The 24,422-nt window shown below is 60.2% G+C and carries 25 protein-coding genes and 1 pseudogene; 6 read left to right on the top strand and 20 right to left on the bottom strand.

What is annotated here, in order from left to right:
• Window positions 1–191: 191 nt before the first annotated feature.
• A complete protein-coding gene (locus BFP95_RS20515; protein WP_065876375.1) occupies window positions 192–1,517 on the top strand; it encodes a sigma-54 dependent transcriptional regulator in 1,326 nt (441 codons plus the stop codon).
• 85 nt (window positions 1,518–1,602) lie between these two features.
• Here BFP95_RS20515 and BFP95_RS20510 read toward each other — a convergent pair whose 3' ends face one another.
• The 7 genes from BFP95_RS20510 to BFP95_RS20480 all read right to left on the bottom strand — a co-directional run bounded on the left by BFP95_RS20510 (window position 1,603) and on the right by BFP95_RS20480 (window position 7,624).
• Window positions 1,603–2,907, bottom strand: coding sequence for a hypothetical protein (locus tag BFP95_RS20510; protein ID WP_065876374.1), 1,305 nt, complete (start codon window positions 2,905–2,907; stop codon window positions 1,603–1,605).
• Between the two features lie 49 nt (window positions 2,908–2,956).
• Window positions 2,957–3,700 carry a hypothetical protein gene (locus BFP95_RS20505; RefSeq protein ID WP_065910621.1) on the bottom strand — a complete coding sequence of 248 codons (744 nt, stop codon included), beginning with the start codon at window positions 3,698–3,700 and terminating at the stop codon, window positions 2,957–2,959.
• A gap of 38 nt (window positions 3,701–3,738) precedes the next feature.
• Window positions 3,739–4,419 (bottom strand): C39 family peptidase, encoded by a 681-nt coding sequence (locus BFP95_RS20500; protein ID WP_065876372.1) that lies wholly within the window; start codon window positions 4,417–4,419, stop codon window positions 3,739–3,741.
• A 75-nt stretch (window positions 4,420–4,494) separates the two neighbouring features.
• Window positions 4,495–5,232 carry a hypothetical protein gene (locus BFP95_RS20495; protein WP_065881575.1) on the bottom strand — a complete coding sequence of 246 codons (738 nt, stop codon included), beginning with the start codon at window positions 5,230–5,232 and terminating at the stop codon, window positions 4,495–4,497.
• A gap of 67 nt (window positions 5,233–5,299) precedes the next feature.
• On the bottom strand, window positions 5,300–5,851 hold the full coding sequence (locus tag BFP95_RS20490; RefSeq protein WP_065876370.1) for an adhesin: 552 nt from the start codon (window positions 5,849–5,851) through the stop codon (window positions 5,300–5,302).
• Window positions 5,851–6,300 carry a hypothetical protein gene (locus BFP95_RS20485; RefSeq protein ID WP_065910620.1) on the bottom strand — a complete coding sequence of 150 codons (450 nt, stop codon included), beginning with the start codon at window positions 6,298–6,300 and terminating at the stop codon, window positions 5,851–5,853. Before BFP95_RS20485 ends, BFP95_RS20490 begins: the two co-directional genes overlap by 1 nt.
• A 328-nt stretch (window positions 6,301–6,628) precedes the next feature.
• A complete protein-coding gene (locus BFP95_RS20480; protein WP_065910619.1) occupies window positions 6,629–7,624 on the bottom strand; it encodes a FecR family protein in 996 nt (331 codons plus the stop codon).
• 143 nt (window positions 7,625–7,767) lie between these two features.
• Between BFP95_RS20480 and BFP95_RS20475 the strand changes: the two genes are divergently transcribed.
• A complete protein-coding gene (locus BFP95_RS20475; RefSeq protein WP_065910618.1) occupies window positions 7,768–8,037 on the top strand; it encodes a PepSY domain-containing protein in 270 nt (89 codons plus the stop codon).
• Between the two features lie 462 nt (window positions 8,038–8,499).
• Entirely contained in the window at window positions 8,500–9,537 is a 1,038-nt protein-coding gene (locus BFP95_RS20470) for an Ldh family oxidoreductase (protein WP_065876366.1), read from the top strand.
• Window positions 9,538–9,571: 34 nt separating this feature from the next.
• Here the strand turns inward: BFP95_RS20470 and BFP95_RS20465 are convergent, their stop codons facing one another.
• A complete protein-coding gene (locus tag BFP95_RS20465) occupies window positions 9,572–9,892 on the bottom strand; it encodes a DUF883 family protein (protein ID WP_010172915.1) in 321 nt (106 codons plus the stop codon).
• 163 nt (window positions 9,893–10,055) lie between these two features.
• Between BFP95_RS20465 and BFP95_RS20460 the strand changes: the two genes are divergently transcribed.
• Window positions 10,056–10,310: a hypothetical protein gene (locus BFP95_RS20460; RefSeq protein ID WP_049708634.1), complete on the top strand. Its 255-nt coding sequence runs from the start codon at window positions 10,056–10,058 to the stop codon at window positions 10,308–10,310.
• On the opposite strand, the gene BFP95_RS20455 is transcribed toward BFP95_RS20460, so the two are convergent.
• Window positions 10,282–11,196, bottom strand: a complete 915-nt coding sequence (locus BFP95_RS20455; protein WP_065876365.1) for a LysR family transcriptional regulator — start codon at window positions 11,194–11,196, stop codon at window positions 10,282–10,284. The two genes, BFP95_RS20460 and BFP95_RS20455, sit on opposite strands and share 29 nt — an antisense overlap.
• 82 nt (window positions 11,197–11,278) lie before the next feature.
• Between BFP95_RS20455 and BFP95_RS20450 the strand changes: the two genes are divergently transcribed.
• Window positions 11,279–12,205 (top strand): carbon-nitrogen hydrolase family protein, encoded by a 927-nt coding sequence (locus BFP95_RS20450; RefSeq protein WP_065910617.1) that lies wholly within the window; start codon window positions 11,279–11,281, stop codon window positions 12,203–12,205.
• A gap of 22 nt (window positions 12,206–12,227) precedes the next feature.
• On the opposite strand, the gene BFP95_RS20445 is transcribed toward BFP95_RS20450, so the two are convergent.
• The 3 genes and pseudogenes from BFP95_RS20445 to BFP95_RS20435 form a co-directional block, all read right to left on the bottom strand.
• Window positions 12,228–12,779: a GNAT family N-acetyltransferase gene (locus BFP95_RS20445; protein WP_065876363.1), complete on the bottom strand. Its 552-nt coding sequence runs from the start codon at window positions 12,777–12,779 to the stop codon at window positions 12,228–12,230.
• A gap of 5 nt (window positions 12,780–12,784) precedes the next feature.
• Window positions 12,785–13,246, bottom strand: a complete 462-nt coding sequence (locus BFP95_RS20440; RefSeq protein WP_025857294.1) for an LEA type 2 family protein — start codon at window positions 13,244–13,246, stop codon at window positions 12,785–12,787.
• 12 nt (window positions 13,247–13,258) lie between these two features.
• Window positions 13,259–14,685, bottom strand: a pseudogene (locus tag BFP95_RS20435) (nucleobase:cation symporter-2 family protein).
• Between the two features lie 234 nt (window positions 14,686–14,919).
• On the opposite strand from BFP95_RS20435, the gene BFP95_RS20430 reads away from it, so the two are divergent.
• Window positions 14,920–16,545, top strand: coding sequence for a methyl-accepting chemotaxis protein (locus tag BFP95_RS20430; RefSeq protein ID WP_065876361.1), 1,626 nt, complete (start codon window positions 14,920–14,922; stop codon window positions 16,543–16,545).
• 131 nt (window positions 16,546–16,676) lie between these two features.
• Here BFP95_RS20430 and BFP95_RS20425 read toward each other — a convergent pair whose 3' ends face one another.
• From BFP95_RS20425 to BFP95_RS20390, 8 genes are all read right to left on the bottom strand, one after another.
• Window positions 16,677–17,654 carry a 2-hydroxyacid dehydrogenase gene (locus BFP95_RS20425; RefSeq protein WP_065910616.1) on the bottom strand — a complete coding sequence of 326 codons (978 nt, stop codon included), beginning with the start codon at window positions 17,652–17,654 and terminating at the stop codon, window positions 16,677–16,679.
• Window positions 17,651–18,943: an MFS transporter gene (locus BFP95_RS20420; RefSeq protein ID WP_065876359.1), complete on the bottom strand. Its 1,293-nt coding sequence runs from the start codon at window positions 18,941–18,943 to the stop codon at window positions 17,651–17,653. Before BFP95_RS20420 ends, BFP95_RS20425 begins: the two co-directional genes overlap by 4 nt.
• A gap of 45 nt (window positions 18,944–18,988) precedes the next feature.
• Window positions 18,989–19,930: a sugar kinase gene (locus tag BFP95_RS20415; protein ID WP_065881559.1), complete on the bottom strand. Its 942-nt coding sequence runs from the start codon at window positions 19,928–19,930 to the stop codon at window positions 18,989–18,991.
• On the bottom strand, window positions 19,923–20,705 hold the full coding sequence (locus tag BFP95_RS20410; protein ID WP_065876357.1) for a sugar phosphate isomerase/epimerase family protein: 783 nt from the start codon (window positions 20,703–20,705) through the stop codon (window positions 19,923–19,925). The genes BFP95_RS20415 and BFP95_RS20410 overlap by 8 nt, the downstream gene beginning before the upstream one ends.
• 144 nt (window positions 20,706–20,849) lie before the next feature.
• Complete coding sequence (locus tag BFP95_RS20405; RefSeq protein ID WP_139115321.1) at window positions 20,850–21,878, bottom strand: LacI family DNA-binding transcriptional regulator; 1,029 nt, start codon at window positions 21,876–21,878, stop codon at window positions 20,850–20,852.
• A 108-nt stretch (window positions 21,879–21,986) separates the two neighbouring features.
• The gene (locus tag BFP95_RS20400) at window positions 21,987–22,574 is read right to left on the bottom strand and encodes a LysE family translocator (protein ID WP_065881557.1); all 588 of its coding nucleotides are present in this window, start codon (window positions 22,572–22,574) and stop codon (window positions 21,987–21,989) included.
• 54 nt (window positions 22,575–22,628) lie between these two features.
• Window positions 22,629–23,468, bottom strand: coding sequence for an AraC family transcriptional regulator (locus BFP95_RS20395; RefSeq protein ID WP_065876354.1), 840 nt, complete (start codon window positions 23,466–23,468; stop codon window positions 22,629–22,631).
• Between the two features lie 73 nt (window positions 23,469–23,541).
• On the bottom strand, window positions 23,542–24,183 hold the full coding sequence (locus BFP95_RS20390) for a DUF1345 domain-containing protein (RefSeq protein ID WP_065876353.1): 642 nt from the start codon (window positions 24,181–24,183) through the stop codon (window positions 23,542–23,544).
• Between the last annotated feature and the right edge of the window lie 239 nt (window positions 24,184–24,422).

Genomic DNA, 24,422 nt, shown 5'->3' with positions numbered 1-24,422 from the left:
GTTTTGAAAGCTGATTGAAAGTTTCAGCGTCGCGTAACTTTTATCGGCTCGAACGCAAGGAGATGGCTTTCTGCCCAGACTTATAGCGAAACGTTACAAGGACTGCGTCAAGACCTTGCTAGGGTTAGCAACAGACGTTCCAAACTGTTGTTTCTAAATAAATTTAATGATTTTGACGCCAAGGAACAGTCATGGGTGGACCCCCCGTTCAACGCCGATTGCTAGTAGTTGATCCTTGTGATGACTGCCACGGGCTGCTGCCCGGTTTGCGCACGGCGGGGTGGGAAGTCGACAGTTGCAGCTTGGACGCGGTGGGCGACCGATCCTGCGACGTCGGCCTACTGCGCTTGCAGCCCGCTCACCTGGAACGACCCGAAGCCGTCAAAGAGCTGATCGGCCGCAGTGGGACCGAATGGATCGCCGTGCTCGACCAGGATGTGCTACGGCTGCAGAACTTCGGTGACTTTGTCTGCGAATGGTTCTTTGACTTCCATACCTTGCCCTTCGACGTCGCCCGCGTGCAGGTGACCCTGGGCCGTGCCTTTGGCATGGGACGGTTGCGGGGCAAGGGCCATACCCCGGTGGACGAGCCCGAGCACGAATTGCTCGGTGACAGCCGGCCCATTCGCGAACTGCGCAAATTATTGTCGAAACTGGCGCCTACCGAATCTCCCGTGTTGATTCGAGGCGACAGCGGCACCGGCAAAGAGCTGGTGGCCAAGACCCTTCATCGCCAATCCCAGCGGCATGCCAAGCCGTTTGTGGCGATCAACTGCGGTGCGATCCCTGAACACTTGATTCAATCCGAATTGTTCGGCCATGAAAAAGGTGCGTTCACCGGCGCCCATCAACGCAAGGTCGGGCGAATCGAGGCGGCCAATGGCGGCACGTTGTTCCTGGATGAAATTGGCGATCTGCCGATGGAGCTGCAAGCCAATCTCTTGCGGTTTCTCCAGGAAAAGCAGATCGAGCGGGTCGGCGGCAGCCAGCCGATCCCGGTGGATGTGCGGGTATTGGCCGCCACCCACGTCGACCTGGAAGCCGCGGTGGAGAAGGGCACCTTTCGCGAAGACTTGTATTACCGCCTCAATGTCCTGCAAGTGGTGACCGCACCGTTGCGCGACCGCCATGGCGACATCGCGATGCTGGCCAACCACTTTTCACGTTTCTACAGTCAGGAAACCGGTCGTCGCCCGCGTAGTTTCAGTGATGACGCCCTCGTCGCGATGGGCGAGCACTCTTGGCCTGGCAATGTGCGCGAGTTGGCCAACCGCGTACGCCGCGGGCTGGTGCTCGCCGAAGGACGCCAGATCGAAGCCGTTGATCTGGGGTTGCACGGCCAGCAGGCAATTTCGCCGCCCATGGCTACACTGGAAGACTATAAGCACCGCGCCGAACGCCAGGCGCTGTGCGACGTGCTCAATCGGCACAGCGACAACTTGAGTGTGGCGGCCCGTGTACTGGGCGTTTCCCGGCCCACGTTCTACCGGTTGCTGCACAAACACCAGATCCGCTAGGGCGGGTAAACCGAAAAGCCCCGCAACGACCCTTATCGTTGCGGGGCTTTTCCTTGTGCGCCGTATTTACTTGGGCTGCGTGGTGTCAGAAGTAGTACGGGAATTTCAGGCTAAACGTAAAGTCCGGCGCATCATCCGTCATCCCGATCGCCAGGTTAGGCACGATCGTCAGGTTTTCCGTCGCCGCAATCGTCATGCCCACGTTGAAGTAACCCGCGTTGGCATCGCTGGACACCACCGACTGCCAGTCCCCACCGTTAGGCTTAAGCTTGCTCTTGCGCTGGATCAGGTCGGACACCGAGAACGACATACTCATCTTCTCGTTCAGCGCGAAGGCCACACCAAGGCCGAGCTGGAAGCTGTCACCCAGGCTGACCTTGCCGCCGACCTTCTGGTTGACGTCACTGCTGATATCGTCAAACGACTCCTCGAAGTTATGGGTATACGACAGCGAGCCAAACAGCACGGCCGGGTCAAACGTCTTGACCAGCGAGATACCCGGCGTGATCGACCACACGCCGTTACCCGTAGGCAGGTTTTCCGGCACATACAGGTTGTCGTTGGCGGTAGACCGCACCAGCTTGATGCCAAACGGTTCTTTGCCCGTAGGCGCTTTGACGCGTACCGACACCACCGCATCCGGCAGGGTCGGGGTTTCGTCGAGGAACTTGTAGGCCACACCGAAGTTGACGTCGCCGATGGTCGGGTCTCGACTCACCGATTCTTCCGAGGTGGCGTTGGCGTTGTTGCCGGCACCGCCGGACTGGTAGGTCGATTCGCGGTACACCACCGGCACGTTCACGTCGAACTGCCAACGGTTGTCGACGTTGTAGCGGCCGGTCAGGTCCAGGGTCCAGTTATCCGACTTGATCCGGTCCAGGTTGATATTGCCCAGGAAGATCGAGTCCAGCGCCAGGAAGCCGTTGAGCGTAAGTTGGCGAGCGTCGTAGCGCGCATAGGTCACACCGGTTTCAAAGCTGAACTTGCCATTGCCAAAAAAGCCGCTGGCCTCGTTGTAGAGGTTGCTCACGCTTTGCGCCGGCGCCGAATCGTCCTTGAGCGACTGACCGTAGGAACTGCCACCGCCTCCCGCACCGCCTGATGCCGCTGCCGCGCCGGTACCGGCGACAGTTGTGCCGCTGGCCTTCTGAAAGTCTGCCGGGGATTTGGCCAGGCGTTTGGGCGCCGGTGTGGCCGGTTGGTCCTCGACTTGACGAACCCGCTGCTCCAACACCGCCAAGGCTTTTTGTTGTACTTCGTACCGCTGCTTGAGTTCCAGAAGTTCCTGTTTGAGGGTTTCGATATCGGCGTCTGGCGCGGCATACAACATGGATGCGGGCAAGAGCGTACTTAAACAGACCACCGCGCGTAGCGATAACGATCGATGCATGAAATAAGCCGTCCTTTTCTAATGCGAAAGTGTCGAGGGTCAGCGTAGTTCAATACCCGAGAGTACGTAGGCCTTTGAGTTGGTCCAGATTGCAGTTCAATGCCGGGTTGGTCAGGCCGTTGTTCATCACCACATTGAGCTGGGTCATGTTGGTGACGAAGTTTCTATCGCCGGTCAACACCGTGCCTTGGAGCACTTGCCCGCCGCCAATCTGCTGGAGGCTGTTGCCCTGGTTATGATTGCCTTGGATCGCCATCTGCAAGCCGCCATTGTTGGCCGATACGCTCACACGGCCGGCCGCGCTGTCGCCGCTGACTGTGCCACCTGCCACCAGCACTTGCCCCGATTGCACGATGTTGGACGGGGCGAAGCCATTCTCTGTGACGTTGATACCGACATTGTTGTAGGCGGTGTTGCCATCGCCGGCGGTGCGTACGCTTTGGGTCACGCCCGTGCCGGTGCCCAGGCCTGCGCCCCCGACCACGTTACCGGTGCCGGTATTCTGGTGGGTGCCCGTGCCGGACAAGCCGGTGGTCTGCACGTAAAACTGCGGTGTGAGGGTGGACGAGTCGACTTGCATGCTGGCCTTGCCGGTGATGGTGTCGCCTATGGCATTGGTCCAGGTGCTGCTCATGACAATACCGAAACTGATAATCCGCCCCGGCATCACATACCGGCCGCGCAGTTCGGCCATTTCCGAATCCTTGAGCTCAATCGGCTTGAACCCCGATGAAGCATAAGCGGGCATTGAGGCTGCCAGACACAAGACCGTCAGCCAACGGGAAGTGTTCATCTCTTGCTCCTGGAGCGTCCTGCCCCTTGTTGCGCTTCTTAGAAGAAGTCGCTCTGGATGAAACCGAAGTCCATCAGCTCGGCATCGCCTACGGGCCTGAACTCATTCAACTGGTTCTTGGCGGTCAGTGGCGTGGGCGGGTCAAGCAAGGCGTTGGCCTTGTCGTAGCCTTCACCCAGCACGGCGAAGACGATGCCATTCCAGCCTTTGACGAAGTCGTCGTGTGAATAGCGCTTGTGGCCCAGCACTGGGTCACCGACATAGACCCACTCCTTGTCCGCGCGCTGCAACACCACGAAGTGCTTGTAGCCACGAATTTCCAGCAACACCACCACGGGGATCTTCACGGTCGCCAGGGTATCTGGCCCGATTTTGTAGCCCCGGGCACGCATGCCGATGCTTTCGAGGTAGCGCTTCATGTCCAGCATGGAAAAGCCCTGGGTACGTACCAGGTCCTGGTCTGCATTGACCAGCATGCCTTTGATGACGTGGTCTTCGTCTACGTCGAGCCAATAGCCCTGGCGCAGGATGGTGGCGAGTGCCGCAGCACCGCAGCTGAAATCGGTTTTCTGTTCCACCAGGTTGGCGAACCGGCGTTCACGGATACTCTCGACCTTCTTGTAGATGACTGCACCGCCAGGCATGGCGGAGATCGCCATGGTGCCTGCCCAGGTAGGGCCGGTGAGCAGCATCAAGAGGCTGAGGGTTGCTAAGCGCATGATCGTATGACCTGCTGGGTACTGATACAAAAACCAGGAAATAAAAAAGGGCCTTGTTGCCAAGGCCCCGTTGGATCAGAAGCGCACGCCGCTGGCGCAGACGCTGCAACCCTGGCCGATCGACAGGCTGTTGCTGCCTTGGTTGCCGGCACCGGATTGAAGGTTCACACCCACGTTGCCGGAGTTGCGGTTAATCGAGTTGTCGGCGCTGGAGTTGTTCGACACGTATTGAGGTTTGCCGTAATGGCCGTACCCGCTAGCGGCGGTATTGAGGTAGTTGTTGGCGAGCGAGTTTTGCTCGGTGTTGGCGGCGGCTGCGATGTTTTTGCCATCAGCCGTGGTGATTGCCAGGTTGTTTTTGCCTTGGTTGCCTTGACCGGCCTGGCCGTTGTAGCCCAGGTTGCCGGAGTTACCGTTAGCCGATCTATCCAAGGAGGCGTTGTTTTGAGTGCCTTTGTTGACGAAGTTGTTCAGGCCGCTGTTTTGATTCACATCGACTACGGCAAACACGGTGGCGAAGTCGCCTTTGGCGCTGGAGATGGCGCCAGAGTTGTCTGCCTGGTTACCGCTGCCGGCTTGAACGTTCACACCGACGTTACCGCTGTTCCCGGTTACCGAGTCATCGGCAGAGGCGTTATTTTCGGTTTTGGTGTCGTCGAACTTGTTGCCCGCGCTGTTTTGTACATCCGTAACCACGGCGGCAACAGTACCGGTTGGCTGAGGCGCTGGGTGCCAGCCACCAGCTTGAGCGGCGGCAGCCATGAGTGCGGCGAGAGCGAAAACCATTGGTTTCAGAGCCATTTGAGGTTTCATGGTGTTTCTCCTTGCTTCTAATTAGTTGGTTAAGTGTTGGTACGGTCTAACGTGTGCTACCAAGCGGTTACTTGATAGTGATGCCCAGGGTGTTAGCCACTCGGTTCCCCACCCCTGCACTCTGGTTCACCTGAATCACTCCTCGGCTGCCGGTGAAGGCCTGGTCGCTTGTCACGACCTGGCGGCTGCCAGTGGTGGGGGTGAGCCCTGAGTCGGTTGCCAGCGTCGTCGTGTTCTGTTGCAACAGGACGCTGTCGTCGATGCTTTGCGGGCCAGGGTTGATGCTGATCCGCACGGCATTGATTGATTGGTTATTGGCCCCGGCGGACTGGTTGATGCCCACCATGCCGTTGCCATTGGTAAAAGAAGTGCCCTCGATCGACGCCTTGGCGTTCAGGGAGGGGTCGACCTTACCGTTCATGTTCTGGATGTTGCTGGTGGTGGCCTGGCCACCGAGTGCGACGGCACGGTTGTTGGCCATCTGCTGCTGATTGCCCGCCGCCTGGTTGATCATTACGTTGCCGTTGTAGTCTTTGCCGCTGTTGTTGATCACCGCGGTGTTGTCGGCCATGGCCGCCGCGCTGCCCAGCAGGGCGAGAAGCAGCAGGGAACGTTTCATTATTTGCCCCCCATCATGCTGCCGATATTGTTCAGAGGGGCCATGCCACGCTGGATCGAATCGCTGATCTGCCCGCCCACGGAGGCGCCTGCACCATGGCTGACGGCGGCGCCGGAACCGAGTGTCGACACGCTGTCTTGGGTATTATTCAAACCGGGGATGTTGCCGTTTGGGATGATGGCGTGGGTGATGCTTGAGCCGCTGCTGATGCCACCGATGTCCATGTCACTGAGCTCGCCGGTGGACCCCAGGATCTCGCGGCTCGGGTTGGCATTGGCGGTGGAAGGGTAGGGGTCTTTGCCAAATGCAGATCGGCCATACATGTGGCCCTGTACGTCGCGGCCAGTCACGATAACGCCGTCACCCGCATAGCTCGGAACACTGAGGCCGGCACTGAGTGCACAGCTGATCAGCAAAACGTTCATCGAACCTTGAGTGAATGTATTCACGGCGGCATTCCTTATTCTTCGCGCTGACCCTAAACAGCGCTGTAAGGGATAGAGCAGAAGCCGTGCCGCTTTTTATTTAGCCTTGGTATTCAATGTGTTATGGGAATTGATGGGCAAAGTGATGGCATCGCTGTTTCATCCATGAAACAGCACCCTGCGTGGGCCCACAGGCTTAGCCACTGCGCAAACGCTTCACCTGGCTGTATCAGCGCTGTAACAACACGCATGACAAAACGGTGAATGCGCTGCGCACGGGCGATTCAGGGCGGGGGCGTGTTAAAAAAACGGACACTTGCGACGCGACAGCGCCCAGGCGAGCAGGCAGGGGTCAGCCTTTGGGTGTTTTACGCGGAATAGAATTGAGCACGGGGTTGCCGTCCTGGTTCTGGGTCAGGTACACCGGCAAAACCTTGGGCAGGGAGGGAATGAGGTTATTGACCTCATCAATGTTGTAGATACCACCGATGCGTATTGCACCGGTCGTGGCGTCGGCCAGCATCACCGGTTTGCTCAGGTAGCGGTTGATCAGCGGCAACGCGTCGGCCAGGGCCAGGTTGTCGAGGATCAGTTTGCCCTGGCGCCAGGCCAGCGCGGTGTCATTGGGGTTGATCGTGCGCACGCGTGGCGTGGCATCACCCTGCTGGTAGCTGGCCTGCATGCCGGGTGTCAGGGGCACGCTTCCGTGGACCTGGTCGCTGGCAATCTGCACCGAGCCTTCGAGCAACATCACCCGCACCTGGTCTTCATATTTCCAGACGTTGAACTGGGTACCCGTGACACGCACCTGGCCATTGCCTGCGTGCACAATGAACGGATGGGCGCTGTCATGGCTGACCTTGAAGAACGCTTCGCCTTTTTTCAGCGTGACCCGACGTTGGTCCTTGTAGTTGCTGTAGACCAACTCGGTACCCAGGTTGAGTTCCACCTGGCTGCCATCGTCGAGGATGACCTGGCGCAGGCCATTAGCGGCCTCGAAGCGCTCATAGGAACTGGGCAACCAACCGGCTTCCCAGCCAGTGAAGGCGGCCAGAGGCAGGGCGCCCAGGCAGATCGCCGCAGCCACCGCATAGAGGCGCGACCGGCTAAGGGGCTTGAACGGCACCACCGTCGGTGTGGTGTCGTGGCGTGGCAGGTGGTCCGCAACGTCCCAGATCTCCAGCATTGCCGCGTATTCGAAGGCGTGCAGCGGGTGCGAATCGTGCCATTGGGCAAAAGCCTGACGCTCACTCGCGGTGCAATCACCCGCGTGCAGGCGCATGCACCAATGCGCGGCGGCGTCGGTGATGGCGTCATATTCGGCTTCTGAAATGGACTTTTCGCTCATTAACTCATCCTGATTTCTTACATTCTAACCTCCCAGGGTGGACCGCGAGAACAGCCATCATGGCGATTGCACATCAATTGGAACTTATTCTCGTTTGAAAGCACCTAAGAAATTCAGGACATTTCCCACAATGGAGTACGAAAATGCTGAAGAAAACCTTAGTCGCTTTGTGTGCAACCTCTGCGCTGCTCAGCGCCGGTGCAGCCCTTGCCGATAAGCCGGGGGCAGGTTGGATCCCGATCGAGAAGGCGATTGAAGTCGCCAAGACCAAAGGCGGATACGTCGAGGTGTACGCCGCCGAGGCAGACGACAATGGCTACTGGGAAGTCAAAGGCCGCAAGTCTGACGGCACCGTGTATGAAGCCCGCATTGATGGCGCCTCGGGCAATATCCTGCGCGACCAGAAAGACTGATACCCCCCTCGGGGGCCTGTTCAGGCCCCCGGACCCAGCTTGCACACACGCCAACGGGGCAGATTGCCCAAGCCTCTCAATTACCCATTTTTCGACGGCCACAGGCGGCTCACGGCTTTGACGCGCGGCGTCGGTGTCGGTGTAGTCATCAGCTGCTCGAGATCCTTCAGGGTCAAGCCCAGCGCGCGCGCTGTCTGAAGAGTGTTTGCGAGTGATCGGGCGCAGGAATTCATCGAAAAAATACGCAGGAGTTACGCTTGCAATGGGTTGCTCTCTCAGCACCAGGGGGCTGTCTCGAGCGCAAGATTAGGCAGCGATGGTGCCGTTGCAGCGCTAGATAACGGATGCAAACACAAGTGCTCTGGTAAACGTTGATTGACAGCAGGCGCACGCCGCGTTGTTTAATCACAGGCTCGAGTCTCCCGTCTTGTCGCCCCTTCCAATCATAATTCGGAGCTTCAGATGTCTACGCCGTCCAAGGTCGTTGAGAGTTCCAATGTCTCCATTAGCTTCAGTGCGCTGGTGGCCTTGTTGCAACAGGTCTTTGAGCGCCATGGCACCTCGCCTGAGGTGGCTGCGATCCTCGCCCACAATTGCGCCAGCGCTGAACGCGACGGCGCCCATAGCCATGGCATTTTTCGTATTCCCGGTTATCTCAGTACCCTGGCCAGCGGCTGGGTGGATGGCCGTGCGGTGCCGCAGGTTACCGACGTGGCCTCGGGGTTTGTGCGGGTAGATGCCGCCAACGGCTTTGCCCAGCCGGCCCTGGAAGCTGCCCGTGCACTGCTGGTGGAAAAAGCCAGGAGTGCCGGGATCGCCTTGATGGCGATCCATAACTCCCATCATTTCGCCGCCTTGTGGCCGGATGTCGAACCGTTCGCCGAGCAGGGGCTGGTGGCGTTGAGCGTGGTCAACAGCATGACCTGCGTGGTGCCCCACGGCGCCGACCGCCCGCTGTTCGGCACCAACCCTATCGCCTTCGCAGCCCCACGCGCCGATGGTTTACCCATCGTATTTGACTTGGCCACCAGCGCTATCGCCCATGGTGACGTGCAGATTGCCGCGCGCAAAGGGGAGCGTTTGCCTCTGGGCATGGGCGTTGATGGGTTGGGTCAGCCGACTCAGGACCCCAAGGCGATTCTTGAAGGGGGCGCCCTGTTGCCGTTTGGCGGGCACAAGGGGTCGGCGCTTTCGATGATGGTCGAACTGCTGGCCGCGGCGTTGACCGGCGGGAACTTCTCGTTTGAATTCAACTGGTCCGATCATCCTGGAGCGCGTACGCCATGGACAGGGCAGTTGCTGATTGTGATCGACCCCAGCAAGACCGCAGGGCAGAGCTTCGCCGAGCGCAGCCAGGAGCTGGTGCGACAGATGCATGCGGCGGGGTTGCGGCGTCTGCCGGGAGATCGGCGGCACCGGACGCGGCTCAGGTCCGAGCAGGAAGGGATCGTCTTGGACGCTGAGGAGTTGCAAGGCCTGCGGGCTTTGGCCGCCGGCTGAGCAGGCTGCGCCATGGGCGCAGCCTTTTTATACATCAGTTGCGACGACCCAACAGCAGGCCTACCACCAGGCCAAAGCCTGCGGAAATCGCAACGGTCTGCCAAGGGTGGCCACCGATGTAGGTTTCGGTGGCATCCACCACTGGCTTGCTGCGTTCGCGCACGTTGGACACCGAATCCAGCGCCTGCTTGAGCTTGATGGCGACCTGTTCGCGCAGGGTTTCGCCTTCTTCGCCTACCAACGACGCACTGCTTTTGAGCAGTTTGTCCGATTCTTCGATCAGCGCCGTCAGTTCACTGAACGCTTGATCCTTGATTTGCTCTTCGACGGCTTGGGCGGCAGATTTGCGGGCCATTGTGTGACTCCTTGCAGGTGAATGTGACAGTGAACAATGGAGTGTCGGGCGTTGGTAAAAGTTGCAGTTTTTTTGCCTGCACCCACTCCCGAGCAAAATCCGAATCAGGATGTTTCGACCTACAGTGTAAGATGTCGTCTATTTGTACAGCAGGAAATTCAACATGAGCTTTAATCTCGCCAACAAGACCCTCGCCGAACGTGCCGAGCTGGAAGATGAAAAGTCGCGCCTCTATGACCTGTGGCAAAGCAACCTGGGCAAGGCCAAGGGCGAGGCCGCGCGGTTGTTCGGTGAGCGCGCCAAGCGCAAAGGCAAGTGGGCCGAATGGGTACGTGCGGAACTTGACGGTATGTCGCCGCCAGAGTTTTCCAACATGGTGCGCAGTGAGGTCAACAAGTTGATGGCGGCGACCAAGTAAAGCTCGCCACAATCGCTTCACGCACCTTCAGCAACAGTGGATCGAGCTGCGCTTGGGTTCGCCAGCCCAGCTCGATCGGGTAGCGCGGCAGGGCCAGCGGGCACGCCAGTACGCGCAAACCGGTCATTGCGCCGATGACCTCGGCGGCGTGGCCGGGGATGGTTGCAACCGCCTGACTGCCCTTGAGCAAAAACGGCAGCGCGGCGAAGTGGCTGGTAGACGCACACACCTGACGACTGAGGCCCTGCGCCGCCAAGCCCTCGTCGGTAATCCCGATAAACCCGCCTGATGACACCAGCACATGCTCGCGGGTGACGAACTCGTCGAGGCTCATGCTTGGCTGGTCGGCATCCACCAGGCAGCGATAATCACCTTCCCCCAGCACTTGGCGACTCAGCCTGCTGTGCGCGAAACCGCCTGCGGTAATCGCCAGGTCCAACGTGCGATCAAGCAGCGCTCCGGCCACGATCTGGCTGTGGGTCTGACGGAAAATCACCCGCAGTTTCGGCGCGCGCCTGTTAATTTCATCCATCAGCCGTCGGCCGTAGGCTATTTCGAAGTCATCTGACAAACCCAGCACCACGGACCGGCCTTGATACTGCTGATTGTCCGGATTAACCATGGCCAGGCTCTGTCGGCAGCGGTCCAGCGCTTCACTGATCAGCGGTTTCAATTGGTTCGCCCGCAAGGTCGGCGCCAGGCCGCGTCCGGTACGCACGAACAATTGATCGCCATACACCTCGCGCAGGCGACGCAACCCTGCGCTGATAGCCGATTGTGTGACGCCTAGGCGCAATGCCGCGCGGCTGGCGCTGGACTCATCATGCAGGGCTTCGAAGGTTTTCAGCAGGTTCAGGTCGACCTGGGCGATATTCATTTGGCTCATATCATTCAGCAGTGAAGAGGGCTTTATTCATGATCGAGGCTGGCGGGAGAATGGGCAACCCCCTGACTTCGGAGTGATCGTGATGCCTGTATCGACTGTAGCGGCCCTGCAAATTGGCTCCTTGCCGGGTGGCAAGGCTGAAACCCTGGCGCAGATCCTCGCCTATGAAGACGAAATATCGCGCAGCGGCGCGCAATTGGTGGTGATGCCCGAGGCATTGCTGGGTGGCTATCCCAAAGGCGAGGGCTTCGGCACGCAGCTGGGATATCGCCTGCCCGAGGGGCGGGAAGCCTTTGCCCGATATTTTGCCAATGCCATCGATGTGCCGGGCGCCGAGACCGAAGCGCTGGCCGGCCTGTCGGCGCGTACCGGTGCCAGCCTGGTGCTTGGCGTGATCGAGCGCAGTGGCAGCACGTTGTATTGCACGGTGTTGTACTTCAAACCGGCGGGTGGCTTGGTCGCCAAACACCGTAAATTGATGCCTACCGGCACCGAACGACTGATCTGGGGCAAGGGCGATGGCTCAACCTTGCCGGTAATCGATACGGCAGTCGGGCGCATCGGCGGCGCGGTGTGTTGGGAAAACATGATGCCGCTGCTGCGCACGGCGATGTACGCCAAGGGTGTGGAAGTGTGGTGCGCACCGACAGTGGACGAGCGTGAGATGTGGCAGGTGAGCATGCGCCATGTGGCTCATGAGGGGCGCTGCTTTGTGGTCAGTGCGTGTCAGGTGCAGGCTTCGCCCGAGGCGCTGGGGGTGGCGGTGGCCAACTGGCCGTCGGAGCGTCCGTTGATCGCGGGCGGCAGCGTGATTGTCGGGCCGATGGGCGATATTTTAGCGGGGCCTTTGCTGGGTAAGGCGGGGTTGTTGACGGCGCAAATCGATACGGCTGACCTGGTGCGAGCGCGGTATGACTATGACGTGGTGGGGCACTACGCCCGGCCGGATGTGTTCGAGCTGACGGTGGATGAACGAGCGAAGCCGGGCGTGCGCTATATCACGGACTGAAACGCGGTAGAAAAATGGGTTTTCATTGGCTGAGGGATTTGGATTTCAGCCATTCATCGCGGGTCATTTCCCAGATGTCTTTTGGGAAGCTGCCCTCGACAAACTCGCCTTTCTCCGTCCTGATCAAACGCATGCCTGTGCGTTCGGAGATGCGCCGCGATCCCCGGTTAGGGGCGGCCTTGGGCACGCGCATCACCGGGCGTTTAAGCACACCAAACCAGTAGTCGGTCACCGCCGCGCTGGCTTCACTCATCAACCCTTGCCCCTGCCACTGTGGGCCGAGCCAGAAGCCTCGGTTGTTGTCCTGCTCATCCATCAAGCTGACATTGCCGATCAACTGCTCCGGCGCGCTTTTCAAGCGGATCGACCAGTGCCATTCCTCGCCACGGGCCATGGCGGGCAGGGCGATCTGTTCCAGGTAAGCGTGTGCACCATTGGCCGGGTAAGGCCACGGCACCAGGGCGTTCAGGTAGCGCACCACTTGCCAATGGGGGAACTGCTGTTGGATTCCCTCTGCATCGTCGAGGGTCAGCGGGCGCAGGATCAGGCGGTCAGTCAGCAATACAGGCTGCATGGCGTTTACCAAGTCACCGTATTCGGGAGGTCCAGCGTGCCACGGTCGACAAAGCGCATCGTACCGAACAAGCCACCCGCCAGTTTGCCCCGCAGCACGTAGGGCAGGTTGTTCAAGCTTTGGGTTTGGCTCAGGCCCAAGGTCTGGCGCAACACGGAAAACGCCGAAACACTCACCGGCACCATCAGCACCGTCTCGGAAAACCGAGGGATAGACCCGCTCTGATCACTCACCCCAGACGCCAACGGCCGTCCATTGACCTCCAGGTCCAGGGCCACGCCGTTGTAGTCAATCGCCGTTTCATTGGGGTTTTGCACCCGCAGCTTCACGGCAAAGCGTACTTCCAGATCCTGGCTTTGCAGGGGTTCGATGCCCACCACGTTGATGTTCACCGGGTCGCGATTGGGGAACAGCGCGCAGGCGCTCAGGGTCAGCAGCAGTAGCGATAGAACCATGAGCTTGCGCATATAACAGTGCTCCTATTTCGTGACGTCCGGGTCCTGCATCACCTTGAGGGTCGAGGACTCCGGATCAAATTCATCTTCTTCCAGCTCTATGAACTCTTCCGGCAGGAAAATGTTCAGCAGGATTGCACAGAATGCGCCCACGGTGATCGGCGATTCGAAGATGTTGTGCAGCGCCTTGGGCAGCTCGCGCAGTACTTCCGGCACAGCGGCAACGCCCAGGCCCATGCCCAGGGAGATCGCCACGATCAACACATTGCGTCGGTGCAACCCGGCTTCGGCGAGGATCTTGATACCCGCCACGGCCACGGTGCCGAACATGATCAGGGTCGCGCCGCCCAATACCGGCTTGGGCATCAATTGCAGCACCGCGCCGATCATCGGGAACAGCCCCAGCAACACCAGCAGGCCGGCGATAAAGTACGCCACGTAGCGGCTCGCCACGCCGGTCAACTGGATCACGCCGTTGTTCTGGGCGAAGGTCACCATCGGCAGGCTGTTGAAGGTGGCCGCCATCGCCGAGTTGAGGCCATCGGCCAACAGGCCGGACTTGATGCGCTTGATATACAGCGGGCCCTTGACCGGCTGTTGGGAAATCATCGAATTGGCGGTCAGGTCGCCCGCCGCTTCCAGGGGCGAAATCAGGAAGATCACCGCGACCGGGATAAACGCCACCCAGTCGAACGAGAACCCGTACTTGAAGGGCACCGGCACGCTGATCAACGGCACCTGTGGCAGTGCCGCCAGGTCCACACGGCCCATCAGCCAGGCCACCACGAAGCCCAGGGTCAGGCCGATCACGATGGACCCCAGGCGCAGGAACGGGTTGTTAAAACGGTTGAGCACCACGATGGTCAGCAGTACCAGCGCTGCCAGGCCCATATTGCTGGCGGCGCCGAGGTCGCTGGCGCCAAAGCCGCCGGCCATGTCGGTCACCGCGACTTTGATCAGTGACAACCCCATCAAGGTAATGATGGTGCCGGTGACCACCGGGTGATCAGCTTGCGCAGCTTGCCGATGAACTGGCTCAGCACCACTTCGATAAATGCCGCGAAAAAGCAGATGCCGAAGATCGTCGAGAGGATCTCATCCGTGCCGCCGCCCCGGGCCTTGACCATAAAACCCGCGCTGAGAATCACACTGATAAAGGAAAAACTGGTGCCCTGCAGGCACAGCAAACCCGAGCCAATCGGGCCGAATTTGCGTGCCTGCACAAAGGTGCCGAGCCCCGACACAAACAGCGCCATGCTCACCAGGTAGGGCACTTCGCTTTCCAGGCCCAGCACGCCACCGACGATCAACGTGGGCGTAATGATGCCGACAAAGCTGGCCAGCACATGCTGCAACGCGGCAAAAATCGCCGCAGTGAAGTGTGGGCGGTCTTCCAGGCCGTAGATCAGGTCGGATTTATAGCGCGGGCGGGGGGCTTGAGCGTCAGACAAAATGCGGGCTCGGGTCAGAAAATGGAGGCGCAGGATGCCAGAAATGGCCAGTCGTCAGAAGTGTAAATAAATATTTATAAAACCCTGCGTAAAACGTCGAAGCCTGCCGATACCTCGTATAGGCCCACATATCAATAACAAAAGTGGTGACCAAGGTTTGAGCAGCGCGTTGACGCTGACAGATCGTTTCGCGGCAGGGATGCTCGCAAACACTATTTCTGAGAGCTGCCCCCTATGTCCCTTCGTCAGCTGAATATTGCCCCACGAGCGTTTCTCGGATTCGCGTTCATTGCACTGTTAGTGGTTGTTTTGGGGGTGTTTGCGGTCAACCGCATGACGCAGATACGCCAGTCCTCCATGGACATGGGGACCAACCAACTGCCCAGCGTGACGTTCCTGGGCAACATCACTGAAAACGTGCTGCGCCTTCGCATCCTGTCGTTCCGTGTGCTGGTCAATCGCGAACCGGCCGCCCTGCAGGAAGCCGAAACCCGCATAGGTGTGTTAGCTGACAAGGTCAAGAAGGCCCAGGCTGGCTACGACGAGCTGCCTTCCGGCCCGGAGGAGACGGCCGTGTACAACGCGTTTGTCACGACGCTGGACAACTACCTCAAGGCCCAGGCTGAGATGCTTGCCCTGTCCAAGCAAGGCAAGGTCGATGAAATGCGCGCCCTGATCAACAGTCGCATCAAGGACGGCACCGACCAGATGGGCGAACAGTTGAACAAGCTGATCGCGCTCAACGCGGCCGATGCCAAGACCGCCGATGCCGAAGCAGGGCAGAGCTATGAAGGTGCGATTACCGGCGTTATTGCCGTTTCGGTCGCTTCCGCATTGCTCACCGTGCTGCTGGCCTGGCTGCTCACCCGCAGCATCGTCACGCCGCTGCGCAAGGCCCTGGCAGTCGCCGAAACCATCGCCAGTGGTGACCTCAGCAAACCCATCGAAGACGATGGCAAGGATGAGCCGGCGCGGTTGCTCAGTGCGCTGGCAGCCATGCAAACCAACCTGCGCCAGACCATCCAGCATATCGCCGGTTCGGCCACGCAACTGGCCTCCGCTGCTGAAGAGTTGAGCGCGGTCACCGAGGAAGCCTCCAAAGGCCTGCAACAACAGAACAATGAAATCGACCAGGCCGCGACGGCAGTCAACGAGATGACCGCCGCTGTGGAAGAAGTCGCACGAAATGCTGTGTCGACGTCCGAAGCGTCCGGGCAGTCCAACCAGGCCGCGCGCGAAGGCCGCGACCGAGTGATGGACACCGTCGGTGCGATCCAGACCATGACCCAGGACGTGCAAAATACCGCCGTGATGATCGAAGGCCTGGCTACCCAGGGCCGCGACATCGGTAAGGTACTCGACGTGATCCGCGCGATTGCCGAGCAGACCAACCTGCTGGCGCTCAACGCCGCCATCGAAGCGGCGCGTGCCGGTGAAGCCGGGCGTGGCTTTGCGGTGGTGGCCGATGAAGTGCGGGCCTTGGCCCATCGCACCGCCCAGTCCACTCAAGAGATTGAGAAAATGGTCGCCGGTATCCAGAACGGCACCGGTGAAGCCGTGCAATCGATGCAGCAGAGCAACCAACGCACCCAAAACACCCTGGAAATGGCCCGCGCCGCCGGGGTGGCTTTGGAGCAGATCACCCAATCCATCAGCCTGATCAACGAACGCAACCTGGTGATCGCCAGTGCCTCGGAAGAGCAGGCCCAGGTCTCCCGCGAAGTGGACCGCAACCTGGTGAACATCCGCGACCTGGCGACTCAGTCTGCAGCAGGTGCCAACCAGACCAGCGCGGCCAGCCATGAGCTGTCGCGGTTGGCAGTGGATTTGAATGGGATGGTGGCGCGGTTTGTGATCTAACAGTCACTGCACGTCAACTGTGGGAGCTGGCTTGCCTGCGATAGCAATCTGTCAGTCAGTACTTCAATGACTGATCTACCGCTATCGCAGGCAAGCCAGCTCCCACATTGGTTTTTGTGGTGTGTCAGGGGTTAGCGTTTCCAATCCCCTGGATTTACCAGGTTTCGCGGCTTTTCCCCGGCCAACGCCTGCAACAGATTATCCACCGCACATTGGGCCATTGCCTCCCGCGTCTCATGGGTCGCCGAGCCGATATGCGGCGTGGCCACCACATTGTTCAAGCGCAACAAAGGCGAATCGTGATTCAGCGGCTCGCGCTCAAACACATCCAACCCGGCCGCCCGAATCGTGCGCTGTTGCAGCGCTTCGACCAGCGCCGCCTCATCCACCACTTTGCCCCGCGAGATATTGATAAAGATCGTCTCCGGGCCCATCAGTGCAAACGCCTCCGCGCCAATCAATTTCTCGGTTTCAGCGGTGAGCGGCAGGGTCAGGCAGACAAAGTCGGCCTGTTGCAGCAAGTCGTTCAAGCTGCGGTACTGCGCGCCAAAGCGTGCTTCCACCGCCGGCTTGGGCGAGTGGCTGTGGTAGATCACCGGCATGCCAAACCCAAAATGCCCACGCTGGGCCAAGGCTTCGCCGATGCGGCCCATGCCGATGATGCCCAGGGTCTTGCCATGCACGTCGCTGCCGAAATGCGACGGGCCAACGTTTTTGTTCCACTGGCCGGCGCGCACCATATCCGCCAGTTCGACCACACGCCGGGCCGTCGCGAGGATCAGCGCAAAGCCTGTGTCGGCGGTGGTTTCGGTGAGCACGTCCGGGGTGTTGCTGAGCAGGATGCCGCGCCTCGTCAGGTAGTCGATATCGTAGTTGTCGACACCCACCGACACACTGGCGATCGCTTCCAACTGCGGCGCCAGGTCGAGCAGTTTTGCATCCAGGCGCAGGCTGGCCCCCAGCAGGCCATGGGCGCCGGGCAGGGCGTCGCGCAGCTTGGCCAGGCCAGCGTCATCCAGCGCTTCGATCAGCGTGACGTCGGCCTTTTCATGCAGGCGCGCCATCAGCGGCGCGGACAGTTTCTTGTACAACACGACAGACTTTTTCATGAGGGCTTTACCTTCAACTCCAGGGTTGGCGCCGGCGAGCGGTCGCTGGCGCCGGGCTTGAGGAAAATCGTCAGCACCACCGCAAACATGAGCGCGCCGCTCATCAGCAGGTACGAGGCGCCGGGCGAGCCGGTGCTGCTATTGAGGTAACCCACCAGGTACGAACCGCCGAACGAACCGAGGGCGCCCATGCTGTTGATCAGTGCCATGGCGCCCCCGGCGACGTTGGCCGGCAGGATTTCCGGGACGATGGCGAAAAACGGACCGTAGGGCGCATACATGCAGGCGCCGGCAATCACCAGCAAGGTGTACGACCACCAGAAGTGTTCGGCGCCCAGTACGTAGGATGCGTAGAAAGCGATGGCGGCAATCAGCAGCGGCGGCCACACAAAACGCTTACGTTTTTGCAGCTTGTCCGAACCCCAGGAGACGACGAGCATGCCGATCACCGCCGCCAGATACGGCAGCGCCGACAGCCAGCCGGCCTCGACCATGTCCATCTGCAAGCCGGCCTTGAGAATCGACGGCAGCCACAGCACAAAACCGTACACGCCGATGCTCCAGCAGAAAAATTGCAGCGCGAGGATGATCACCTTGGGCGAACGGAAGGCTTCGGCGTAGTTCTTCACTGCTTTGATGCCGACCTGTTCAGCGGCCAGCGCGGTTTCCAGGTCTTGTTTCTCAGTATCGCTGAGCCACTTGGCATCCTTTGGACGCTCATCGGCCAGCTTCCACCAGATAAACGCCCACAGCACCGCTGGCAGGCCCTCGATAATAAACATCCAGCGCCAGCTGAAATGCTGCACCAGATAGCCCGACACCACCGACATCCACAGCATGGTCACCGGGTTGCCAAGGATCAGGAAGGTGTTCGCGCGGGAACGTTCGGCACGTGTGAACCAGTGGCACAGGTACACCAGCATGGCCGGCATCACCGCCGCTTCCACCACGCCCAGCATGAAACGGATTACGATCAGCATGTAGGCGTTGGACACCACGCCGGTCAGGGTAGCCAGGCCGCCCCACAGGATCAGGCTGACAAAAATCAGTTTTTTAACGCTGCGCTTTTGCGCGTAGATCGCGCCCGGCACCTGGAAGAAAAAGTAACCGAGGAAAAACAGTGCACCCAGCAACGACGACATGCCGGGGGTGATCATCAGGTCTTCGGCCATGCCGGAGGCGGCGGCGAAGCCATAATTGGCGCGGTCCAGGTACGCCAGGCTGTAGGTGATAAACACGATAGGCATGATGTACCACCAACGGCGGGTGGCGAGTTTCACGGTTTCCATGGAGTTGCTCCTGAGCTTGTTGTAGTTGTGGCAACAGGGTGTGGGTTACGCGACGGATCGGGTGGGTAACTCTGAACGGGTGGGCAAACCCTCCATGTCGCCACGGCTCTGCACGGCGCGGCTGCCTATCCAGTTGCCGCGCCGAACCGCCTCGGGGAAGCTGAGGTTTTCCAGCAGAGCGCTGATCATGCCCACGGCAAAACCGTCACCGGCGCCGACCGTGTCCACGACCTTGTCCACCCGCACGGCGGCGACAAAGCCTTGGTCCATCTGGGTGCGGTAGTAGGCGCCGTCCGGGCCGAGCTTGATGGCCACGGCTTCGGCGCCCTGGTCGAGGTAGAACGCGGCGATGTCGGCCGGGTCATCGAAACCGGTGAGCAAACGGCCCTCACTCAACCCCGGCAGCACCCAATCAGCAAGAGCCGCGAGGGCGTTGATTTCGCGGATCATCGTTTGTTGGTCGGGCCACAGCGACGGGCGCAGGTTGGGGTCGAACGACACGCTGCGCCCGGCCTTGCGCATTTGTGTCATCAATTCGGTGGACAGCTCACGCGTCGCCTCAGACAACGCCGGCGGAATACCGGTGGCATGCAGATGGCGGGCTTGCAGCAAGGCAGGGCTGATGGCCGCGATCGACAGATGGCTGGCCGCGGAACCCTTGCGAAAGTACTCCACTTGGGGATCATCGCCGTCCTCTTCGCGGGACTTGAGCTGAAAACCGGTGGGGTGCAACGTATCGACCGCCACATGCCGGCAATCCAGGCCTTCTTTCTTCAGGGTGTCGACCACAAAACGCCCGAGGGAATCGTTGCCCACCTGGCTCAGCCAGGCCACGTTGAAGCCCAGGCGCGACAGGCCAATCGCGACGTTGCTGTCGGCGCCCGCGATGCGTTTATGGAATTGGGCCACGTCGGCCAGATCGCCGGTTTGCTCGGCGACAAACATCGCCATGGTTTCACCAAACGAGAGGATATCGATCTCAGACATGCGCATTCTCCGCACGAGGTTGGCCCAGCAGGGTGAGGGCGGCGACTTGTTGCGCGGTGATTTCGATCAAGTCATCACCTTGCAGCGGAAATTCCACGGCCCGGGTAATACCTGGAGTCATGTGTTTGAGCAGTTGTTCCCACAGATGCAGGTCGGTGGCGCCAGGCGGCAGGGCGACCAACTTGCCATCTGCGCGCCGGGCCACCGCCTTGCAGTGCAGGTAATCCACATGTCGGCCCAGCAGGCGTGCGGCGGTGAGGGCGGATTGGTCCTGCCATTGCCAGTTGCCGATATCGAAAGTCATTTTCACCGGTAGGCCGAGGCGTTCCACCTCGGTGAAGAAACGTTGCATTGGCTCGATCCGGCCGCCGTGCAGGGTCTGGTCGTTCTCTACCAGCAGTTGGACCGGGTGGCGGCTGAGCAGGGCGTGCAAGCTTTCCAGGTCGTTGGTGTCGGTGAAGTAGCCGAGGGAAACTTTCAACCAGCGTGAGCCAAACGCCTGCGCCCGATCCAGGGTCGCCGCGAGTTCGGCATTGGGTTGGGCGCGGCCGGCGACCCAGAGCTCCAAGGGGGACGAGAACACCGATTCCAGGGCCTGCTGCGCCGCGGCCTGGGCCAGTTCGGTAGGCTGTTCATCCGTTAAAAGCTCTTCGCGCCATTCGATGCGCTGGGCCCCGGCGGCGGTGAGTATCTCGACAAAACTCAATTGGCCCTGCTGGCGTACCAAGTCGGCGCCGTAGCTGGAAAGGCTGATGGAAACGGGGTATTTATGCATTGTTGTGTACCTCTGAAACCGGTTTCATTTTTATACGAAAATGTTGAAACAAGAGTGGCGTAGCAGCTGTCGAGCCCCGGCGAGGCTGCGTCAGCGGTGTCTCTGATGTACCGCCGACGCAGCCTCGCTCGGGCTCGACAGCTGCTACGGGGTGTTTCCTCGCTGAGGCTGGGTTGAGCCGCGAATGATCAGTTGTGGCAAGAAATCCACGGTACGCGTTGGCTCGGTATCGCCGCGCAGGCGCTTGAGCAAACAGTCGAACGCCGTGGCGCCAATCGCCTCGGTCGGCTGGGCGAGGGCGGTGATGCCAGTGCCCACCAGCGGGTACCAATCCAGGTCATCCAGGGCGATCAGACCGACATCCTCAAACAGGTTGCAGCCTAGATTCTTGAGCGCACGGGTACAGGCCAGCGCGGCGACGCCGTTCGCGCAGAACAACGCTTTGGCGCCGGGTTTGGCAAGGAAAGTGCGCAGATGAGTTTCCAGCTCGCCATCCAGCTCCAGCACCGCACCGGTCAACGCCGGGCGGCTGGCAACCTCAGCCTTGAAGCTCTCCAGGCGCTCCAACCGCGAACTGGTGCCGTCGGTGGCTTCGCTCACCAGCAGGACATCGCGGTAACCCTGTTGCTCCAGGTGTTCCACCGCCATACGCACCGCCGCCGGGTTGTCCAGGCCGACCAGGTCGCTGTGCAGCGGTTCGACCTTGCGGTCCACCAGCACCAGTGGCATTTCCCGTTGCAGTTCCAGCAGTTGGTCCACGTGATGGCCGAGGGTGTTCACGATCAACCCTTCGATGTTGTACGAACGCAGCGCCGCCAAGTGCTGGCGTTCTTGCTCGTCGTCGCGGTCGGTGTTGCACACCACCAGGCTGTAGCCGTGCTGGCGGCAGGCGGTTTCGACGCCGTGCATCACGGCAATGGAATAGGGGTTGCGGATATCGGCCACCAACATCCCGATCAGGCGGGTGCGGCCGCGTTTCAGGCCTCGGGCCATCTGGTTGGGACGGTAGCCAAGGTGTTCGATGGCTTGCTCGATGCGCAGGGCAATGGCATCGGAGAGCAGGGCGCGGTCGTCGCCGATAAAGCGCGACACGCTGGCCTTGGACACGCCGGCGCGCTCGGCCACGTCAAGCATGGTCACACGGCTGCGCTGGGCGGCAGAAAAGTTGTTCACGGTCATCGACCTTCTATTTTTATTGGAATGACTGAAACCGGTTTCAGGAAACCATCAAATGAGGAAAGTCGTCAAGTTGTTGTAGGACAGAGTCAGATAGCCGGTGCGTCAAACCACCACACTCAGCCAGGTCGCGACCAGCAACAACAGGGCCATGCCTCGGTTGAAACGCTGCATGGCCTTGGCCGAACGAAACACCCTAGCCGACCCGGCGCCCAACAGCGCCCAGGTGCCCAGGCACGGCAGCGAGATCAGGAAAAACACCAGGGACAGGTACACCACCTGGCTCTGGCGATCAGCACCATTGCCGGCAAACACACTGACTACCGCGAGGGCCATCATCCAGGTCTTCGGGTTGATCAATTGCAGGCTGGCCGCGCCGATCAGGCCCAGAGGCTTTTCGGGGGTATCCACTTCGAGGGCCTTTGCAGGTGCGCTGAAGATCTGCCAGGCCAGGTAACTCAGCCAGGCGACGCCGATCCATTGCATGGCCATCTGCACTGTTGGCAACTGCACCAACGACTGGCCAACGCCGCTCCCCACCAGCAATACAAGGCTCGCAGCTCCGGCGCAGGCGCCGAGAATGATCGGCAAAGCGGCTTTGAAACCATGACGCGCGCTGTTACTCAGGACCAGGATGTTGGTCGGGCCGGGGGTGATAGACGCAACAAAAGCAAACAGCATGAACGGCAACATGGCAGCAGACTCCGAAAGACCAAGCGATGGTGTCGATCTTCACAAGCCTGTGCGTCACCTGTCTGGAAGATTTGAGCAGCGCTTGCGGTACGCCGCAGGCGTGAGGCCGTAGGCGCGCACAAACCAGCGGCCCAGATGGCTCTGGTCGGCAAAGCCCAGGGCAATCGCTACGTCTGCCGGTTGTTCGCCCTTGGCCAGCAAGTGCCGGGCACGGGCCAGGCGCAGTTGCACCAGGTAAGCGTGGGGAGGTAGGCCAAACGCGCTTTTGAAGGCGCGGCTCAGGCGGAAACGGTCGACGCCGCAGGCCAGGGCCAGTTCGTCCATACCCACATCAACGTGCAGATGGGCATGCAGGTATTCGCGCGCCTTGTGTGCCACCAGCGGCAATCGTGGATCTTCACGGTAACGGGTGCGCCAATAGAGTTGGCCGGTGAGACGTTCGAGTAAGTGGTCCATGGCCTGTTGCCGAACGATACGCAGCTCACCGCAGTGCAAGGTCTGGAAGGCTTGGCTGGTGGCCAGGGCCAAGCGTGGGTCGCTGGTCAAGGTGCTGGCGAAACCCAGTTGGCTGCCCTGCGGTGCCTCTTCGAACACTGCACTTACTTCCCGCGCCAACCAGTGAGGGTCGAGGTAAAGCATGTGGTAGGTAAACCCGTCGGCGGTGGGCGCGTCGCCGTCATGCAGCTCGCCGGGTTCCACCAGAAACACTTGGCCGGGCACGCTGTTGTGGCGGGCGCGGCGACAGTTGAATTGCTGCACGCCTTGTTCGGTAACGCCGATCAGATAGCTGTCGTGCCAGTGCGGGTCGTAGGCGTGGCCTTCAAAGTGCGCGCGCAGGGTCTCGATGCCGGTGTCGGCGTCCTGGGACAGGTCGATCCAATTGTGCGCGGCCATAAAACACCGAGGCGGAATAAGTGAGGCTATTAGCGCCCGGCGCGTGGTGGGCGTCTAGAAGGTTTGTGCAGCGTCAACCGAACAGCCCGGCGGCGATATTGATCGAGAAGCCCAGGATCGCGGTATTGAACAGAAACCCGATCAGCGATTGCCCCAGCACGACTTTACGCATGCCACGGGTGGCGACGCCCACGTCGGAGGTCTGTACCGCCACGCCGATGGTGAAGGAGAAGTACAGAAAGTCCCAATAGTTAGGCGTCAGCAAACCTTCGGCAAAACGCAACGCCGGCTCCTTGCCGCCCCAGGTGTAATACAGGCGCGCGTAATGCACGCTGAAAATCACCCCAATCAGCAACCATGAGCCGATCACCGTCAGCCCGGTAAAGCCGTAGTGCAGCAGACGTTCAGAGGTGGCGAGGTCCTTGCTGCCGACCAGTTCGAAGGTAATGGTTGCCAGGCTGGCGATGGCGGCGATGCACACCGTGAACAGGACCGAACCGGCGTTTTCATCTTCGATCTCGGCGATGCGCTTGACGTCCTCGGCCTTGGCACGACGGGTCAGCCACAGCATCAGCACCAGGTAGGTCCAGACCCCGGCGTTCCAGCCGATGAGGATTTTGCTGACGAGCGTATCGGCGGGCGCCAGGATGCCCACGGCAAGCCCGAACACGGCGGCGGCGGAGAGGCGAGGGTGGGTGCGGGCGAGGAAGGGCATGGTGGCTCACTGCTTACTGTTTGTGAGCACCATAGCTTATTCGACTGAACGCGATCATGAATGTGATCAATAACCCCTGTGGGAGCTGGCTTGCTTGCGATGGCTGCTTGTCAGGCGACCGGGCCTTATGTGTGTAAACCGATTTAAATGTGGGAGCAACTGTCTTGATGGTTTTCATCAAGCCATTTTTTCCAGAGGCGGCAACGCTCCCACGGCTGTACTCCGTGTAACTGCTTTAG

This window comes from Pseudomonas sp. 58 R 12 (assembly GCF_900005865.1).
GTDB lineage: Bacteria > Pseudomonadota > Gammaproteobacteria > Pseudomonadales > Pseudomonadaceae > Aquipseudomonas > Aquipseudomonas tritici.
The sequence above is the reverse complement of the archived record's forward strand: the minus strand, read 5'-3'. Positions and strand labels throughout refer to the sequence as shown.

What these genes read in the sequence shown, in the direction of transcription:
- BFP95_RS20515 (WP_065876375.1), top strand. Translation starts at nt 192, where the DNA reads ATGGGTGGACCCCCCGTTCAACGCCGATTGCTAGTAGTTGATCCTTGT.
- BFP95_RS20510 (WP_065876374.1), bottom strand. Translation starts at nt 2,907, where the DNA reads ATGCATCGATCGTTATCGCTACGCGCGGTGGTCTGTTTAAGTACGCTC.
- BFP95_RS20505 (WP_065910621.1), bottom strand. Translation starts at nt 3,700, where the DNA reads ATGAACACTTCCCGTTGGCTGACGGTCTTGTGTCTGGCAGCCTCAATG.
- BFP95_RS20500 (WP_065876372.1), bottom strand. Translation starts at nt 4,419, where the DNA reads ATGCGCTTAGCAACCCTCAGCCTCTTGATGCTGCTCACCGGCCCTACC.
- BFP95_RS20495 (WP_065881575.1), bottom strand. Translation starts at nt 5,232, where the DNA reads ATGAAACCTCAAATGGCTCTGAAACCAATGGTTTTCGCTCTCGCCGCA.
- BFP95_RS20490 (WP_065876370.1), bottom strand. Translation starts at nt 5,851, where the DNA reads ATGAAACGTTCCCTGCTGCTTCTCGCCCTGCTGGGCAGCGCGGCGGCC.
- BFP95_RS20480 (WP_065910619.1), bottom strand. Translation starts at nt 7,624, where the DNA reads ATGAGCGAAAAGTCCATTTCAGAAGCCGAATATGACGCCATCACCGAC.
- BFP95_RS20475 (WP_065910618.1), top strand. Translation starts at nt 7,768, where the DNA reads ATGCTGAAGAAAACCTTAGTCGCTTTGTGTGCAACCTCTGCGCTGCTC.
- BFP95_RS20470 (WP_065876366.1), top strand. Translation starts at nt 8,500, where the DNA reads ATGTCTACGCCGTCCAAGGTCGTTGAGAGTTCCAATGTCTCCATTAGC.
- BFP95_RS20465 (WP_010172915.1), bottom strand. Translation starts at nt 9,892, where the DNA reads ATGGCCCGCAAATCTGCCGCCCAAGCCGTCGAAGAGCAAATCAAGGAT.
- BFP95_RS20460 (WP_049708634.1), top strand. Translation starts at nt 10,056, where the DNA reads ATGAGCTTTAATCTCGCCAACAAGACCCTCGCCGAACGTGCCGAGCTG.
- BFP95_RS20455 (WP_065876365.1), bottom strand. Translation starts at nt 11,196, where the DNA reads ATGAGCCAAATGAATATCGCCCAGGTCGACCTGAACCTGCTGAAAACC.
- BFP95_RS20450 (WP_065910617.1), top strand. Translation starts at nt 11,279, where the DNA reads ATGCCTGTATCGACTGTAGCGGCCCTGCAAATTGGCTCCTTGCCGGGT.
- BFP95_RS20445 (WP_065876363.1), bottom strand. Translation starts at nt 12,779, where the DNA reads ATGCAGCCTGTATTGCTGACTGACCGCCTGATCCTGCGCCCGCTGACC.
- BFP95_RS20440 (WP_025857294.1), bottom strand. Translation starts at nt 13,246, where the DNA reads ATGCGCAAGCTCATGGTTCTATCGCTACTGCTGCTGACCCTGAGCGCC.
- BFP95_RS20430 (WP_065876361.1), top strand. Translation starts at nt 14,920, where the DNA reads ATGTCCCTTCGTCAGCTGAATATTGCCCCACGAGCGTTTCTCGGATTC.
- BFP95_RS20425 (WP_065910616.1), bottom strand. Translation starts at nt 17,654, where the DNA reads ATGAAAAAGTCTGTCGTGTTGTACAAGAAACTGTCCGCGCCGCTGATG.
- BFP95_RS20420 (WP_065876359.1), bottom strand. Translation starts at nt 18,943, where the DNA reads ATGGAAACCGTGAAACTCGCCACCCGCCGTTGGTGGTACATCATGCCT.
- BFP95_RS20415 (WP_065881559.1), bottom strand. Translation starts at nt 19,930, where the DNA reads ATGTCTGAGATCGATATCCTCTCGTTTGGTGAAACCATGGCGATGTTT.
- BFP95_RS20410 (WP_065876357.1), bottom strand. Translation starts at nt 20,705, where the DNA reads ATGCATAAATACCCCGTTTCCATCAGCCTTTCCAGCTACGGCGCCGAC.
- BFP95_RS20400 (WP_065881557.1), bottom strand. Translation starts at nt 22,574, where the DNA reads ATGTTGCCGTTCATGCTGTTTGCTTTTGTTGCGTCTATCACCCCCGGC.
- BFP95_RS20395 (WP_065876354.1), bottom strand. Translation starts at nt 23,468, where the DNA reads ATGGCCGCGCACAATTGGATCGACCTGTCCCAGGACGCCGACACCGGC.
- BFP95_RS20390 (WP_065876353.1), bottom strand. Translation starts at nt 24,183, where the DNA reads ATGCCCTTCCTCGCCCGCACCCACCCTCGCCTCTCCGCCGCCGCCGTG.